Source organism: Rossellomorea marisflavi, from assembly GCF_009806575.1.
Lineage (GTDB): Bacteria > Bacillota > Bacilli > Bacillales > Bacillaceae_B > Rossellomorea > Rossellomorea marisflavi_A.
This window is the reverse complement of record NZ_CP047095.1, coordinates 3380695-3395323: the sequence shown is the minus strand read 5'-3', so window position 1 is coordinate 3395323 and position 14629 is coordinate 3380695. Positions and strand designations below refer to the sequence as shown.

The 14629-nt window shown below is 46.3% G+C and carries 18 protein-coding genes; 11 read left to right on the top strand and 7 right to left on the bottom strand.

Annotated elements, in window-relative coordinates:
* Positions 1–33: 33 nt before the first annotated feature.
* Both D5E69_RS17655 and D5E69_RS17650 read left to right on the top strand, forming a co-directional pair.
* A complete protein-coding gene (locus D5E69_RS17655) occupies positions 34–798 on the top strand; it encodes a TIGR01457 family HAD-type hydrolase (RefSeq protein WP_048007035.1) in 765 nt (254 codons plus the stop codon).
* 586 nt (positions 799–1384) lie between these two features.
* Positions 1385–1633, top strand: coding sequence for a helix-turn-helix domain-containing protein (locus D5E69_RS17650; protein WP_053071949.1), 249 nt, complete (start codon positions 1385–1387; stop codon positions 1631–1633).
* Here the strand turns inward: D5E69_RS17650 and sda are convergent.
* Both sda and D5E69_RS17640 read right to left on the bottom strand, forming a co-directional pair.
* Entirely contained in the window at positions 1622–1750 is a 129-nt protein-coding gene (gene sda / locus D5E69_RS17645) for a sporulation histidine kinase inhibitor Sda (RefSeq protein ID WP_063191390.1), read from the bottom strand. The genes D5E69_RS17650 and sda overlap by 12 nt on opposite strands.
* A 318-nt stretch (positions 1751–2068) precedes the next feature.
* Positions 2069–2551 (bottom strand): phosphatidylglycerophosphatase A family protein, encoded by a 483-nt coding sequence (locus D5E69_RS17640; protein WP_222115406.1) that lies wholly within the window; start codon positions 2549–2551, stop codon positions 2069–2071.
* Positions 2552–2771: 220 nt separating this feature from the next.
* Between D5E69_RS17640 and yutH the strand changes: the two genes are divergently transcribed.
* Positions 2772–3773, top strand: coding sequence for a spore coat putative kinase YutH (gene yutH, locus D5E69_RS17635; protein WP_159129971.1), 1002 nt, complete (start codon positions 2772–2774; stop codon positions 3771–3773).
* A gap of 69 nt (positions 3774–3842) precedes the next feature.
* On the top strand, positions 3843–4805 hold the full coding sequence (locus D5E69_RS17630) for a 2-hydroxyacid dehydrogenase (protein ID WP_048007031.1): 963 nt from the start codon (positions 3843–3845) through the stop codon (positions 4803–4805).
* 43 nt (positions 4806–4848) lie between these two features.
* Here D5E69_RS17630 and D5E69_RS17625 read toward each other — a convergent pair whose 3' ends face one another.
* Entirely contained in the window at positions 4849–5088 is a 240-nt protein-coding gene (locus D5E69_RS17625; protein ID WP_048007030.1) for a NifU family protein, read from the bottom strand.
* Between the two features lie 243 nt (positions 5089–5331).
* Between D5E69_RS17625 and D5E69_RS17620 the strand changes: the two genes are divergently transcribed.
* Positions 5332–5652, top strand: a complete 321-nt coding sequence (locus tag D5E69_RS17620) for a YuzD family protein (RefSeq protein ID WP_048007029.1) — start codon at positions 5332–5334, stop codon at positions 5650–5652.
* Between the two features lie 69 nt (positions 5653–5721).
* Here the strand turns inward: D5E69_RS17620 and D5E69_RS17615 are convergent, their stop codons facing one another.
* Entirely contained in the window at positions 5722–6789 is a 1068-nt protein-coding gene (locus D5E69_RS17615) for an NAD(P)/FAD-dependent oxidoreductase (RefSeq protein WP_048007028.1), read from the bottom strand.
* A 306-nt stretch (positions 6790–7095) separates the two neighbouring features.
* Here D5E69_RS17615 and D5E69_RS17610 point away from each other — a divergent pair, with 306 nt between their 5' ends.
* From D5E69_RS17610 to D5E69_RS17595, 4 genes are all read left to right on the top strand, one after another.
* Positions 7096–7332, top strand: a complete 237-nt coding sequence (locus tag D5E69_RS17610) for a YuzB family protein (RefSeq protein WP_048007027.1) — start codon at positions 7096–7098, stop codon at positions 7330–7332.
* A 151-nt stretch (positions 7333–7483) separates the two neighbouring features.
* The gene (locus D5E69_RS17605; protein ID WP_048014628.1) at positions 7484–7846 is read left to right on the top strand and encodes a HesB/IscA family protein; all 363 of its coding nucleotides are present in this window, start codon (positions 7484–7486) and stop codon (positions 7844–7846) included.
* Positions 7847–8073: 227 nt separating this feature from the next.
* Positions 8074–8685, top strand: coding sequence for a tyrosine-type recombinase/integrase (locus D5E69_RS17600; protein WP_159129970.1), 612 nt, complete (start codon positions 8074–8076; stop codon positions 8683–8685).
* Between the two features lie 19 nt (positions 8686–8704).
* Positions 8705–9046: a hypothetical protein gene (locus D5E69_RS17595; protein ID WP_048007025.1), complete on the top strand. Its 342-nt coding sequence runs from the start codon at positions 8705–8707 to the stop codon at positions 9044–9046.
* Positions 9047–9490: 444 nt separating this feature from the next.
* Here the strand turns inward: D5E69_RS17595 and D5E69_RS17590 are convergent, their stop codons facing one another.
* From D5E69_RS17590 to D5E69_RS17580, 3 genes are all read right to left on the bottom strand, one after another.
* A complete protein-coding gene (locus tag D5E69_RS17590) occupies positions 9491–10135 on the bottom strand; it encodes a DUF6944 family repetitive protein (protein ID WP_082824337.1) in 645 nt (214 codons plus the stop codon).
* Between the two features lie 112 nt (positions 10136–10247).
* Positions 10248–10889 (bottom strand): SDR family oxidoreductase, encoded by a 642-nt coding sequence (locus D5E69_RS17585; RefSeq protein ID WP_048014630.1) that lies wholly within the window; start codon positions 10887–10889, stop codon positions 10248–10250.
* 107 nt (positions 10890–10996) lie between these two features.
* A complete protein-coding gene (locus D5E69_RS17580) occupies positions 10997–11995 on the bottom strand; it encodes an NAD(P)/FAD-dependent oxidoreductase (protein WP_048007022.1) in 999 nt (332 codons plus the stop codon).
* Between the two features lie 443 nt (positions 11996–12438).
* On the opposite strand from D5E69_RS17580, the gene D5E69_RS17575 reads away from it, so the two are divergent.
* Positions 12439–13656 (top strand): NAD(P)/FAD-dependent oxidoreductase, encoded by a 1218-nt coding sequence (locus D5E69_RS17575; RefSeq protein WP_048007021.1) that lies wholly within the window; start codon positions 12439–12441, stop codon positions 13654–13656.
* 149 nt (positions 13657–13805) lie between these two features.
* Entirely contained in the window at positions 13806–14582 is a 777-nt protein-coding gene (locus D5E69_RS17570; RefSeq protein ID WP_048007020.1) for a class I SAM-dependent methyltransferase, read from the top strand.
* Positions 14583–14629: the final 47 nt, after the last annotated feature.

The following is a 14629-nucleotide window of genomic DNA, read 5'->3' as shown; positions in this document are numbered from 1 at the left end:
TACAGAAAGCGTTTTCTTGATGAGGTGAAGAAAATGAAGGATTATAAAGGGTATCTCATCGACTTGGATGGGACGATGTATAAAGGGTCGGAAAAGATTGAAGAAGCGGGTGATTTCATCCGCAGTCTCCAACACAAGGGAATTCCTTATCTGTTTGTGACGAATAACTCCTCCCGTAGACCGGAACAGGTGGCAGAAAAGCTGCGTGGATTTGATATCCCGGCGGAAGCCGCGCAAGTGTTTACGACGTCGATGGCGACCGCTCAATACGTACATGATCGTAAAGCCGGTGGCAGTGCCTATGTCATTGGTGAGGAAGGAATCCGCGATGCACTCGTGGATAAAGGAATCACCCTGAAAGATGAAGGTGTGGACTTCGTCATTGTTGGAATCGACAGGGAGATCAATTATGAAAAATTATCGCTTGCCTGCCTTGCGGTTCGGAACGGGGCAGAGTTTATCTCGACCAATGGAGACATCGCCATTCCCACTGAAAGGGGACTTCTCCCGGGGAACGGCTCGTTGACGGCAGTCGTGACCGTTTCGACGGGGACGGAGCCAGTATTTATCGGGAAACCCGAACCGATCATCATGGAACAGGCTCTTACGGTACTAGGTACCAGTAAAGAAGAGACCCTCATGGTAGGAGATAACTATGACACCGACATCATGGCTGGGATCCGTGCGGGAATCGATACCCTGATGGTGCACACGGGTGTGACACCGAAGGAGATGCTGAAGGAGAAAAAGGAACAGCCCACTTATTCTCTGGACCATCTTGGCCAATGGACGATATGATCTCTTGAGAGAAGCCTGCCCTCCTGAAGGAGGGCAGGCTTCTCTCATAATCAAGTGTGAATTTATTGGGATTTAAAAGGGAAATTCCATAAGAAATAACACATTTTCCGTGGACAACGTTGTCTTGTATAAGTAAAATAGAACTAGTGTTTAAGAAGCAAAAAAGACAGATCTCTGTTTGGAAAGCCTACAAACCCTATGATTGTGACATCCCTCATTCAACTTAGCGTATGAGCGTTCGTGGAATTTGCGTTTACTCCATCAGGATTTAACTACTCCCTCTAGCTAACTTTCCCAGTACCATCAATTTTGAACAGAAGGTCTTCTTCTTGCCAATACTGATAGAGTTTGAAAAGGTTTAAAAAAGCTACAATTTTTCTAATCTTTTCATGTGTTAAATGATATCTAATCGGGTAAATACAACAGACAAGATGAAAATTGGGGACTATTAGCATTGGTACCTTTTCAATTTCTAACTATTCTTTACGAAAAGTAAGGCAACTTTAAGAATGGAAGACATTGTTTCTTATTTGGACGCGAAACAACACACATCAATTCTAAAGAATTTTAAAAGGGTAGTGAGGTAATGAGTGTTACAGAACTTGTCGGGAAGAAAATCAGACATCATAGAAGGTCGAAAGAGATCACCATTCAGGAATTAAGTCGTGTATGCGGATTAACGGTCAATTACATCTCGTTAATTGAAAAAGGGGAGGCGAATCCATCGTTGAATAAACTCCATGCGATCATCAATGCATTGGAAGTTCATTGGTCGGATATCATGCCGACGAAGGATGAGCAAAAAGTCATTTGCGAGAAAGAACTATTGAGTTGATCCCAATTTTCTCTTCTTCAATTCCTCTTCGATTAATAGAATGAATTCAGAGCTGAGGTTTAATAACTTTGCTTTTTTATATGCATCTAAAAGGGCTTGATCACTTAATGTTTTCATGGAATCCACCTCTATTTCCGTTTTGGGTAGCGTGAAATTTGATTCGAATTCTGCGAAACGCATGAAGTGATCGCCTTGTTAGATGTATTTTGCCGTTCAATGCTTTAGTACCACTATAGTGATAATTATTACAACTATAATTGTAACTATATCCTAAGTATAGCACATAGTGCAACAGTAAGTTAGTAAAAAGGTTCTATTAATCGGTTATACGATGGTTGAATGAGGGAAATGTTTCCTTGGGAGAAAGGTCACTGGGCATCGCTTCTTAACACACTAAAAAATCAGACGGGGCCCCGTCTGATTTTTCTTTTATCCTTAGTCCTGATGCTTGGCCCGATGAGCAAGCCTGCTTGAAGCAGCTGCTGCGATGGCACCGACGATGTCATCTAAGAAAGTGTGGCACATACCAGTAGACTTATCGTTTAAGCGTTCCAGGATTCCCGGTTTTAATTTATCGATATATCCGTAATTGGTGAAACCGATCGACCCATAGACATTTACGATGGAAAATGCGAGGATTTCATCCACCCCGTATAACCCTTCGTCGACTTCAATGATCGCTTGCAGGGGTTCTTCAAGCATTTTCTTTTCCCCCAGCTTATCCAGCTGGATCCCGGTCAGGATTGCATTTTGGACTTCCCGTTTCGTCAGCACCCTCTCGACATTATGGATGCATTCCTTCATTTCAAGATCAGGATGATATTTCTTCTGCAGGAACATGACCAGTTCTGCAATATCTTCGATTGTCACGCCTCTTTCCAGAAGCCAATTACGTGCTGTTTTCTCTAATAAATCCATCGATTCTTTATCCTTCATCCTATTCACCTTTTCCTTGGAAGATAATAATAGCCCCTGTTTCGATTAGACGAAGCCCTGTTTTTTACTCATATGATGATGGCATGGAAAATAGACTTTACTAATAAGTCATTCATTTCATTCATGCCCTCGGCACGATGAGCGTATTCATATATATGATAACTATATGGGCCACTATTCTGGTTGTTAAGGAGAGAACGTGATGTCTTCAGAATTATTGATGAACCACTTTGGTTTGCGCCCAGAACGAACATTCTTTGATGGGACGATGAACCGTTACATGGCGGGGGGATCTTTATATAGTATTGTCGGCGTATCGAATACGGAACAGGAAACGCTGGTGGAGATCTACAAATTGTCGGAGCACCTCAGCGCTCAAGGGGATCGGTATACCTCCCGTTTCGTTCAGAGCAATGAGGGGAAATTCCTCGTGACGGAAGGGGAGAAGGATTTTGTAGTCCTCCGGAATGAACCGCTTCAGCCTCCTGATGGGAATGCACTCGGGAGGAAATTGGGCAAGTTTCACTTCAGGGGTAGGCTTTATGAAGAAAAGGTCGAAAAAATCAACCGCATGGGGCAGTGGAAGATGCTGTGGGAACGGAGGCTATCCCAGCTTGAGAAGGCGTATTATCAAGTGATCCAGGATCAACCTGTCGATGAATTCGAAGAGCGGTTCGTCGAAAGCTATCCCTATTACACCGCTCTCGCCGAGAATGCCATCCAGTATCTTGTGGATACGGAGCTTGATGAGGACCCCGATGTCGCCGATGCCGGGACGATCTGTCACGAACGGTTCGGTCAGCATACGTGGGGGACCGAGAACTGTATCCATTTCCCGTTTCAGTGGGTCTTCGATCACAGTACGCGGGATTTGGCCGAGTGGGTAAGGGAGAAGTATTTCGAGAAGAGTCAGACGTTCCACCCCGAGCTGCAGGAATTCATCCGGGAGTATGAAAAAATCAATCCCCTATCACCCTTTGCGTGGAGATTGATGTATTCCCGCCTCCTTTTCCCGCTCCATTATTTCGAGTGTATCGAAGAGTATTATATCTCTACATCTGAGCAGCAAAAAAAGCTCGTGGAGGACCAATTGAACGGTCATTTAAGGAATTCTGGTCAGTATGAATCATTTCTCGCAGACTTTTACCATATGTCCGAGGTCCCGGTGAAGAAATGGGGGATCCCTGTGATCGACTGGCTGTAAAAAGTAGATCCCCTGCTTTTATGCTACACTGGTAGTATAGTCGACTACCAACATGAAAGTGGGGAACAGCTGTTGAAACCGTTCATTTACATTACGCGTAAATTACCTGGAACATTGATTGAATCGCTTCAGGATCGGTATGAAGTGGAGATGTGGGAGCAGGATGATGTGCAAGTACCGAGGGAAATCCTGTTGGAGAAAGCAGGGAAGGCGTCCGCGCTCCTGACGATGCTTTCAGACCGGATCGATCGTGAACTGCTCGATCAAGCGGAGAACCTGAAGGTCGTTGCCAATCTGGCAGTGGGGTATGACAATATCGATGTGGAGTACGCCAAGGAAAATGGCATCGTGGTCTGCAATACCCCGGACGTCTTGACAGAAACGACGGCCGATCTTGCCTTCGGTTTGATGATGGCTACGGCCAGGAGGATTGTCGAAGGTGATCGGTACATAAGGGAAGGCGAATGGAAAAGCTGGTCGCCACTCCTCCTTGCGGGAGCGGATATCCATCACAAGACCCTGGGGATCGTCGGGATGGGCAGCATCGGGCAAGCGGTGGCGAGGAGAGCCAAAGGGTTCAGCATGGATGTCCTGTATCACAACCGGAACCGCAGGCCGGAAGCGGAAGAAGCCTTGGGAGCTGCTTTCAGGTCCCTTGATGATCTGTTGAAGGAGTCCGATTTCGTTGTGGTCCTTGCCCCTCTCACTGAGGAGACGAAAGGTTTGTTCCAGAAAGAGCAGTTTGCCCTGATGAAAAACAGCGCGATTTTCATCAATGCCGCCAGGGGACCCATTGTTAATGAGGATGCGCTGGTGGAAGCGATTCGTGAAGGGATGATTGCCGGAGCAGGACTGGATGTGTTCACCAAGGAGCCGATTGACATGGATCACCCCCTCCTTTCACTGGATAGGGTCGTGGTGCTCCCTCATATCGGGAGTTCATCCGTCGATACGAGGTATGATATGGTGAGGTTATGCACCGCAAACATACAGGCAGTGCTCGAAGGAAAGGAACCGAGAACGGCCCTATAAAAAAAAGAACAGCTTCGGGGTTCCGGAGCTGTTCTTCATGTCATTAAAAGACTTGTTCTACTTCGACGATTCCAGGCACTTCTTCAACCAGGGCACGCTCGATACCTGCTTTGAGGGTGATGGTTGAACTTGGGCAGCTTCCGCATGCACCCAATAGGCGAAGTTTGACGATCCCGTCTTCTACGTCGACGAGCTCACAGTCACCGCCATCGCGAAGGAGGAACGGACGCAATTTATCTAATACTTCCTGTACGGACGACATCATATCTGTTTGTTCAGTCATATTTGATCGACTCCTTTCCTTATCTCCTATTATAATGACATATCCACAAAAAATCTATCAACCTGAAAAGAATGGTGATTTTTTTCGTGGCATAGATCGACGATCCCGTCATCTCCACCCGCTGGTGGTTAATGGATTACTACCAAGATATGATAAAAACACCTCCAATGTCAAAATTGGAGTTCCAAATCAACCGGCATTTTTGTAAAATGGTCATAGAACCACGCCAAAGGGGAGTCTGTCATGAAACCGGTCGAGCTATGTGTGTATGGAGCAGAGATCACATGTCCAAGCTGTGTGAATCTGCCGTCATCAAAAGAAACGTACGAGTGGCTGGAGGCCGCAATCGGGAGGAAGTACCCCGAACAGCCATTCACCATCACGTATATCGATATCCATTCACCTCCTGAGAATGACGCCTTCAAGGAGTTTTCCGCACGTGTAATCGAAGAGGATCTCTTCTATCCCGTAGTGACGGTGGAAGGAACCATCGTGGGGGAAGGGAACCCACGCCTGAAGGATGTGTATTCAGAGCTGGAAAAGTACGGGTACAAGGCTATATGAACAAGAGCATTCCGATGATGGAATGCTTTTTTCAATAAAGAAAACGCCTGGGATCACCAGGCGCTTCCATCATCCATTATGGTATTTGTACATCCAGAGGACGCCGGACTTCAATAGTCGTGCGACACGCCCGGTAATGGAGCGCTCGTTCACCAGCCCGAAGCCATGCTTCTTGCCGAGGGAGCCGAGGATCCCTTTCAGCTTGATCTTGGGAAGCGTCTCCGGAAGGGGTTCATTGGCCCAGCGCTTCAGCAGGATCGTGACGATCTGTTCGGCCTGGCCTTCGGCGAGCTGTGCACTCGGTGCCTGTGGGAGGCTGGCGCAATCCCCGACGATGTATACATGTTCATCATTCGGAAGGTTATGGTACTTGCTGATGACGACACGCCCACTCGCGTCTGTCTCGACATCCATGTCGCGGACCACCTTGCTCGGTTGGATTCCCGCCGTCCATACGATGGCATCACAGTGAATCTGCTCTTCGTGATTGTGAAGGGTTGTCGGATCCACCTTCGTGATGTTGGAATTGTTCACGATCTCGACGTTGTTCTCATCGAACCAGCCATGCACATAGGAGCTGAGGCGTTCAGGGAACGCATTGAGAATACGTGGGCCACGGTCGAAGAGCTTGATCTTCAAATCGCTGCGACTCTCACGGAGTTCACTGGCGAGCTCGATCCCGCTTAATCCGGCTCCGACAATCCCGACGATGGAACCGGCAGGGAGGTTGTTCAACGTATGATACGTCTTCCTGGATTTCTCGATGGTCTGGATGCTGTACGAATTCTCTTCAGCACCAGGGACTCCGTGGAACTTGTCCTCACAGCCCAATCCGATGACGAGGTCATCGTATGGGACCGAATCCTGACCGGCGATATGGATCTGTTTGGCTTCCGTATCGACGCGTGTCACATCTCCATATATGTAGGAAAGGCGTTCATGCTCAGGGAAGGTGACCCTCACATGGTGATCGGAAATGGTTCCTGCCGCGAGGGCATAATATTCTGTCTTCAAGCAGTGATACGGATTGCGGTCGATCAGGGTGATGGATACATCTTCTGGTAGTTGATTCGGTAATAAGCGAAGGAGTACGCGCATATTGCCATATCCGCCGCCGAGCAGCACTAAATGTTTCATACAGATTTCCCCTTTTGCACTCTACAGTATGATAGCCACAGTAGCGTTGATTTTATCCCCAGAGAACAGGGTGCATAGAGACCCTTAAACAGGACCCTATAGAAGTAAGCACTTTCAATATGAGGACTAATTACATTTGAATAATATATTCGAATCCTTTTGTCACTAAAAGTATATCGAAATCACGCCTTTTTCACAACAGAAACAAGGTAAATTGTTCACAATCTGTTATACCAATTCAATCAATGAAGAATGATTGACGTTTAAAATAAAAAAAGGTAGCATAACAGCAGTGAGGTGATCGCGTTGAAACCAATAATCGAATTTTGTATAAGCAATCTTGCGAGTGGTGCGCAGGCAGCGCTTGAAATATTGGAGAGGGATCCGAATCTCGATGTCATCGAATATGGGTGCCTCGGGTACTGCGGGAAATGTGCCCAATCCATGTACGCCCTGGTCAACGGGGAAGTCGTGACCGGCGATACACCACAGGGATTGGTGGATGAAATCTATCAGTTCCTCGAAGAAAACCCGATGTTTTAATTCAATGCCTGCTTCCTTGGCGGAGCGGCATTTTCTTCTTTCTATATAGACGGAGTCAGAATGAGCCTTTTTTTGGCGCATCCACTTCGGTTGAGTAGTAAAATAGAAAGGAGTATACTATAGATACCATTAGGTGCTGGAGGTGTAAGTAATGAGTGAAATCGTCAACCTGACGGAAGCAGCCGCCGGTCAGATCAAGGATATGATGCGGGAACATGATGAGCTGGATGCCATGCTCCGTGTAGGAGTCAAAGGTGGTGGATGCAGCGGCCTGTCCTACGGTATGGGATTCGAACATGACGTGCAGGAAGGGGATACCCTCCTTGAACAGCACGGCATCAAGCTGGTCGTGGCAAAGGACGACGCTGCCATCCTGAACGGCACGAAGATAGACTACAAGCAGTCCATGATGGGCGGAGGCTTTACCATCGACAATCCGAATGCCATCGCGTCATGCGGGTGCGGATCATCGTTCGTGACGGCTAACAATAAAGGTACGCCTGAGGAATGCTAAGTTTATAAACAAACCTTTAAGGTTAGGAATATTTGTTTGGGGTTTTGAATTACAAGGTGATTTTGAGTGTACACAATCATGAAAATATATAATAACAACCCTAAATTCATCAAATCAAGGTTGTGAATTACATGCTTTCTCGATAGTTAATGTTTAAAACATTGCTATTTGAGGAGGCTTTTTTAATGTCTTGAAACAAACGAATAAGAAAAAAACCTGTTGGAAAAATGTCAAATCAGAAGGAATATCCAAAATTAACAATAGAACAAGTAATTGACCTTGTGATTGCTGGAAAGAGTGCAGAAGGTCTAAGAGAAAGAACCTTAAGAGATTACCGAAAAGATTGGAAATATTTCGTTACTGGGCTTGAAAAGAATTATGAAATCGAAACAGTGGATGAACTTTCACCACAGATTTTTAGAGATGATATTAACTATTTGAAATATGATGCACCTAAATACGATGGACATAAGTATATCCAAAGTGGGCAAGGCATCGGTTTATCTGATACAACAATAAACATTCGCCTTAGGGTGTATCGTGCTATGTTTAATTTTTTGCAGTGGGAAGATTTGATTGAAGTAAATCCAATGTCTGGTGTGAGATTATTAAAACAAGATATTGACCTAACAAACTGTTTCATAGATGATGAAGTTAAAGAGGTTCTAAGGGAACCAAATCAACGTGATTATGTTGGGTTTAGGGATTATGTAGCCATGGTATTGTTAGTAGATAGAGGGATCAGAGCAAATGAACTTTTAGGCTTACGAGCGGGCGATATCGATTTCCAAACTAGGTTCATTACCCGTGGAAAGAGTTGGTTAGTTGTAACAAAATAACAAATTTCTGGAGGATAATATGACTTTTGAAGAGTTAACTAAAAACAAACCAACTGTAGAATGGAAACAAAGAATGGATGAAGATGATGACCTATTTACCGAGGAAAATATAAATGCAACTAATGAGGTTCTTGATACATACATCAAAAGCCTAAAAGAACTGAGAAATAATCGGATTGAGGAAGAAATCTTGGAATGTGTTAAAACAGTAGTCATCAGTTTAAATGAACTAAATGATAATTATGATTACTTTATTGAAACAATGGAGAGAGAAGAACTGTGTGATTTTATTATTGAATCAGCAAATATAGCTGGGTTAGATATCGAAGAAGACATAACTGAAGAATGGAGAGAGTGGTAAAAGTAACTGCTTCTTCACAGATGTGTTTTAGTACGGTAAAACGATAAAATGTATAGTGAAAAACTGTGGTATTTTATTTCGATAGTGATAACCGATAACATAGGTGTACCCTATTAGAGTAATATCGAGGGTATGGGTATCCCTGCTTTTATCATATTGTTTCCATAAGCTATATGTAAATTTAGATCATAATTCAGTTGACGACATTAACAATCGAGTTGGCTTGCAATTTATTATCCTCAAAAACACAAGTAAACATTGATATATCAACATCCTTAAGCAATCCCTAATGGGCGGAGGCTTCACCATCGACAATCCGAATGCCATCGCGTCATGCGGGTGCGGATCATCGTTCGTGACGGCTAACAATAAAGGTACGCCTGAGGAATGCTTATGTATAAAAACAACAAAACTCCCTTGATCGATCTCCGGTCAGGGGAGTTTTTATGTGGAATCTTCCGAATCGTCTTCCTTTACGAGGTACCCGAACCGGCTGCATTCGGGTATGCCGATGGTACTGATCAGGGAAATGACGGCACCCGTCGCCTGGATCCAGCTGCCGACGACATCGAAGGTCCGGAAGCTTCCGTCATCATCGTCTCCGTCATCAGGATACTGAAGCTTCTTTTGGATCCTGCTTTTTTTCAGGTTCTCGATTCCGTTGATGGCCTGGAGGGAATTCCCGGTCACCTGGAGGATATTCCCGATGATCGACAGGCCATCGTTGAGATCGGGGTCGGGTTCACTGAATTCAGGTCCGAGGGCAGCGGTTCCTCCTAGTGCCTGGAACCAGTTCCCGGTGATGACAAGCTTTTGCTTCGTTTCATCGTCAAAGTTGATGATCAGCCCGGCGACGACGGTCGAGTTTCCGAGGGATTGAATTTCATTTCCGATCCGACCGAGGGAAAAAGGTTCTTGGGTGTCGGCTTCGATTCCATTTCCCACACCCTGCAACACATTTCCGATAACACTCAAATCCAGTCGGAACGGTTTGGAGAGGACGCGGAAAGGGGTGGCTCCCACTGCGGCGATGACGGTACCGACCGCGGTGACGGAAGCGCCGAAGATGGCTTTGGTTTCATTGCTCATGTCATCAACCCAATCAGTGGATGTAATGCTATATCGTATTCAATCGATCCCGCATGGGTACCTACCCAGCCATGCGTGAAAAAGCCGCCTTCATTATGAAGGCGGCCGTTAATCATATTGTCTTGAGTGCTTGCTCAACCGGTACGTCCCCACCGAGTATTTCAAATACTTTGTGATACGTTTCCTCTGTGGTGATCGATTCGACGATCACCTTTGCCACGTCTTCACGGGGGATATCATTGCTTTTGTCTGCGATGGAATCGGAAGCAGTGATCTTGCCTGTACCAGGATCAAAGCTCAATGCCCCGGGTCGGACGATCGTATAATTCAGCCCGCTCTCTTTGAGGTGTTCGTCGGCGATCCCTTTGGCTTCAAGATAGTATTGAAGGCCTTCAGGTCCGTTTGATGGGTTGTCGGCCCCCATGGAACTGAGCATCACGAACCGTTCGATGCCTTTCTCTTTCGCGAAGTCGATGGCTTTAATGGCGCCCTCCCGATCAACGGCGCGGGTCTTGTCATCTCCGGTGCTTCCGCCGCTTCCTGCTGCAAAGATGACGGCGTTCACGTTATCGAGGGCATAGGAGAAGTCCCCTTCAAGATCGGCGACAATCGGCCTTGCGCCGAGGTTCTCCATCTCTTCTGCCTGTTCGGTCTTGCGGATCATCGCCTTGACGAAGTGCTGCTCACTTTGAGCGAGTTCCTTTACGATGAGACGGCCGGTATGACCGTTGGCTCCAATCACTAATACATTCATTGATTGATCTCCCTTTCTAAATGGATTCATACATATTTTTTACCCGAAGGCGCCCCGATTAAACAAAAAAAGGGCAGCAGGGTGTTTCCCTGCTGCCCTTCCTAGGGTCAATCATTGAACATAGAGGTACTGTGAAGAGGCTGTACACGTGCCTTCGGATCCATGAAGGCCTTGGCATTGTTGACGGCAGTAGGCGCTTCGCCGAATCCGCTTGCGATCAGCTTGACCTTTCCGTCATACGTGCTGATATCACCAGCAGCATAAATTCCCGGGATATTCGTCTCCATGCGGGAGTTCACCACGATGGAATTTTTCTCAATATCCAGACCCCAGTCTTTGATCGGACCGAGGGATGAGACGAAACCGAAGTTCACGATTAATTCGTCGAAGTCGATCACTTCTTTTTCCTCGCTTTTCACCTTATCGAGAACAAGCTGGTTGATGCGTTCTCCATCTGCCACCAGATCGGATGGAACGAACGGGGTCTTGAGTTCGACGCTCGATTGTTCCAGAAGCTCGACACTGTGCTCGTGAGCGCGGAATTTGTCCCTGCGGTGGATGAGCTGTACCTTGCTTGCCACCGGCTCGAGCATGAGCGCCCAGTCGACTGCAGAGTCCCCGCCACCGCAGATGGCGACGTTTTTGCCGCGGAAGTATTCAAGATTATCCACGAAATAATGAAGGTTTTTCCCTTCGTATTCCAGTGCCCCTTCAAGCTCCAGGCGCCTCGGCTGGAACGCTCCGTTCCCGGCCGTGATGATGATGGTCCTTGAGTAATGGATTTCTTTATCTGTCGTCAGTTTGAAGCAGCCGTCGCCCTGCTTCTCGACTTGTTCGACCGCCTGTTCGAGGCAGATCGTCGTTTCGAACTTCGACATCTGTTCCTTCAGGTTGTTGACCAGGTCCTGTGCCTTTACCTTAGGAAATCCGGCAACATCATATATGTACTTTTCAGGATAAAGGGTGGCGAGTTGTCCGCCGAGCTGGGGCAGGCTTTCGATGATTTTGACGGATGCTTTCCTCATTCCGCCGTAGAAGGCCGTGAACAACCCTGTAGGACCTCCGCCGATGACCGTGATATCGTAAACTTTTTGATCTTCCTTCACTTGCGATCCCTCCGAAATTTCATTTATTATAACGTATTCTATCATACGCCATTCCATTCTTCCTATGATTTGAAATGGGGCAAGCGATAATTCAGACTTATGAATGAGAAAACCGTCGTTTTTCCAATATTCTTAAGTTTATTATTTAGCCTTAATATCTTGAAAAACCGCAGTAAAAAGCATATTATGTTATATGGACGTATTGTTAAGGATTTATGACAATTTTCGCGGCCTTATGTCCTAGTTCGTGAAAGATGTCACATACTTTCTTGTTCCTTTGTCTTTATATTATTCATTACCGTTTTAATAAAGGTGTTGTGCCGTTTGATTCCCATCTGTCCAGGGAAAAGAAGATGGATGAGACTGACGGGATAAAAACCTATCATGTGGAGGATTCTAATACCATCCGACACAAATCTAAATAAAAGGTGGATGTGATTCAGTTGAGAAAGCCAAGAGTTGTCGTTTTAGGTGCAGGTTACGCTGGATTGATGACGGTTACCCGTCTTCAAAAACAATTGGGTACGAATGACGCAGAAATTATCCTAGTGAATAAAAATGATTATCACTATGAAACAACATGGTTGCATGAAGCATCAGCTGGTACGCTGCATCATGATCGTGTACGCTACGATATCAAAGGTGTGGTCAATACAAGCAAGGTCAACTTCCTTCAAGCATCTGTTGAAGATATCAAAGTAGAAGAGAAGAAGGTCGTAACGGACCAAGGTGATGTCGAGTATGACTACCTTGTGATCGGACTTGGTGCAGAAGCTGAAACATTCGGTATCCAAGGTCTTCACGAGCATGCGTTCACGATCTCAAATGTGAATGGTGCACGTCAGATCCGTGACCATATCGATCTTCAATTCGCTACGTACAAAGCAGAAGGCGAAATTAACGATGAGCGCTTGACGATCGTCGTCGGTGGTGCCGGATTCACAGGAATCGAGTTCCTTGGTGAGCTTGGTAACCGTGTCCCTGAGCTCTGCAAAGAGTACGATATCGACCAGAAGAAAGTACGCATCGTCTGTGTGGAAGCTGCTCCGATGATCCTTCCTGGATTCGATCCGGAACTAGTGAAATACGCTCGTGCGGCACTTGAGAAGAAAGGCGTAGAATTCTCGATCGGAACTCCGCTTAAAGAAGCAAGAGAAGGCAGTGTCCTCATTGCGAAAAGCGAAGATGAAATCGAAGAACTGAAAGCCGGTACCATCGTATGGGCAGCAGGCGTACGCGGAAGCTCCCTCATTGAGAAATCAGGCATCGAGAACATGCGTGCCCGTGTCAAAGTCAACCTTGACCTTCGCGCACCTGGACATGACGATATCTTCGTCCTCGGAGACTGCTCACTCATGATCAACGAAGAAACAGAACGCCCTTATCCTCCGACTGCACAGATCGCCATGCAGCAAGGGGAAACATGTGCACGCAACATCGCAGCACTTGTTCACGGGAAAGATCAGCTGGAAAACTTCAAGCCGGACATCAAAGGTACCGTCTGCTCACTGGGTGAAGACGATGCCATCGGTGTGGTTTACGGTAAGAAACTGACTGGTGTGAAAGCTTCATTCATGAAAAAAGTGATCGATAACCGTTCACTATTCATGGTAGGCGGACCATCACTCGTATTCAAAAAAGGGAAATTCAAATTTTTCTAAGCCGATTGGCTGAAAAAGCGGAGCGCAGATGCTCCGCTTTTTTTTATGTAGAAACGCTCCTCATAACCATTTACGATCACTTGTCATAACGGTTTCGTCATTTCAACACGGAATGAAACGGAGTAAATTGGTAAGTGGAGGTGATTGACATGGGGATTGATTTCCATGACAGGAACTTGGAAGGATGCTATGCCAGAAGGGAAGTGCATGATTCTTGGCGTACTTTGATAAAAAGTCTCGTTCCGATCGAAAGGATTGGGAGTGCAGCAGATATCGGTTGCGGGGGAGGGATCTATTCGAGGGTGCTGGCCGGAATGGGGATACCTGAAGTGACCGGGGTCGATTTTTCAGAAGCCATGCTCAAAGGAGCAGTGGAGCATAGTGAGGGATATGAGAATCTGTCGTACCATCATGGCAGTGCTTACTCGACAGGGCTGAAGTCGGACAGCCAGGACCTGGTCCTCGAGAGAGCATTGATTCATCACGTGGATGATGTGGAAGCGTGTTTTGCCGAAGCCTTCAGGGTGCTGCAAAAGGGAGGGACGCTGATCGTCCAGGACCGTACCCGTGAAGACTGTTTTCAAGAGGGGAGTACCCATCATATTCGCGGATACATCATGGAGTTGTTTCCGAAGCTAAGGGAAAAGGAAGAAAGCCACCGGCCTCAGAGCAATCAGGTTATCGAGGCACTGAAGTCGGCTGGATTCAATACAATTGAAGAAATCGTTTTTTGGGAAACGAGGGCTCTGTATGAATCCAAGGAACCCTTGCTGGAGGATATAAGGAATCGAACAGGGAGAAGCATCTTATTTGATCTGGATGACAAGGAGTTGGAGCGGCTTGTCGGGATGCTGAACGAAAAGATATCCGTAAATGGACCACTGGAGGAAAAGGACAGATGGACGATCTGGAAGGCCGTGAAATAAAACGCTCCTAGTAAGGAAAGGTTTTTGTGAAAGAAGCTAACAAACTT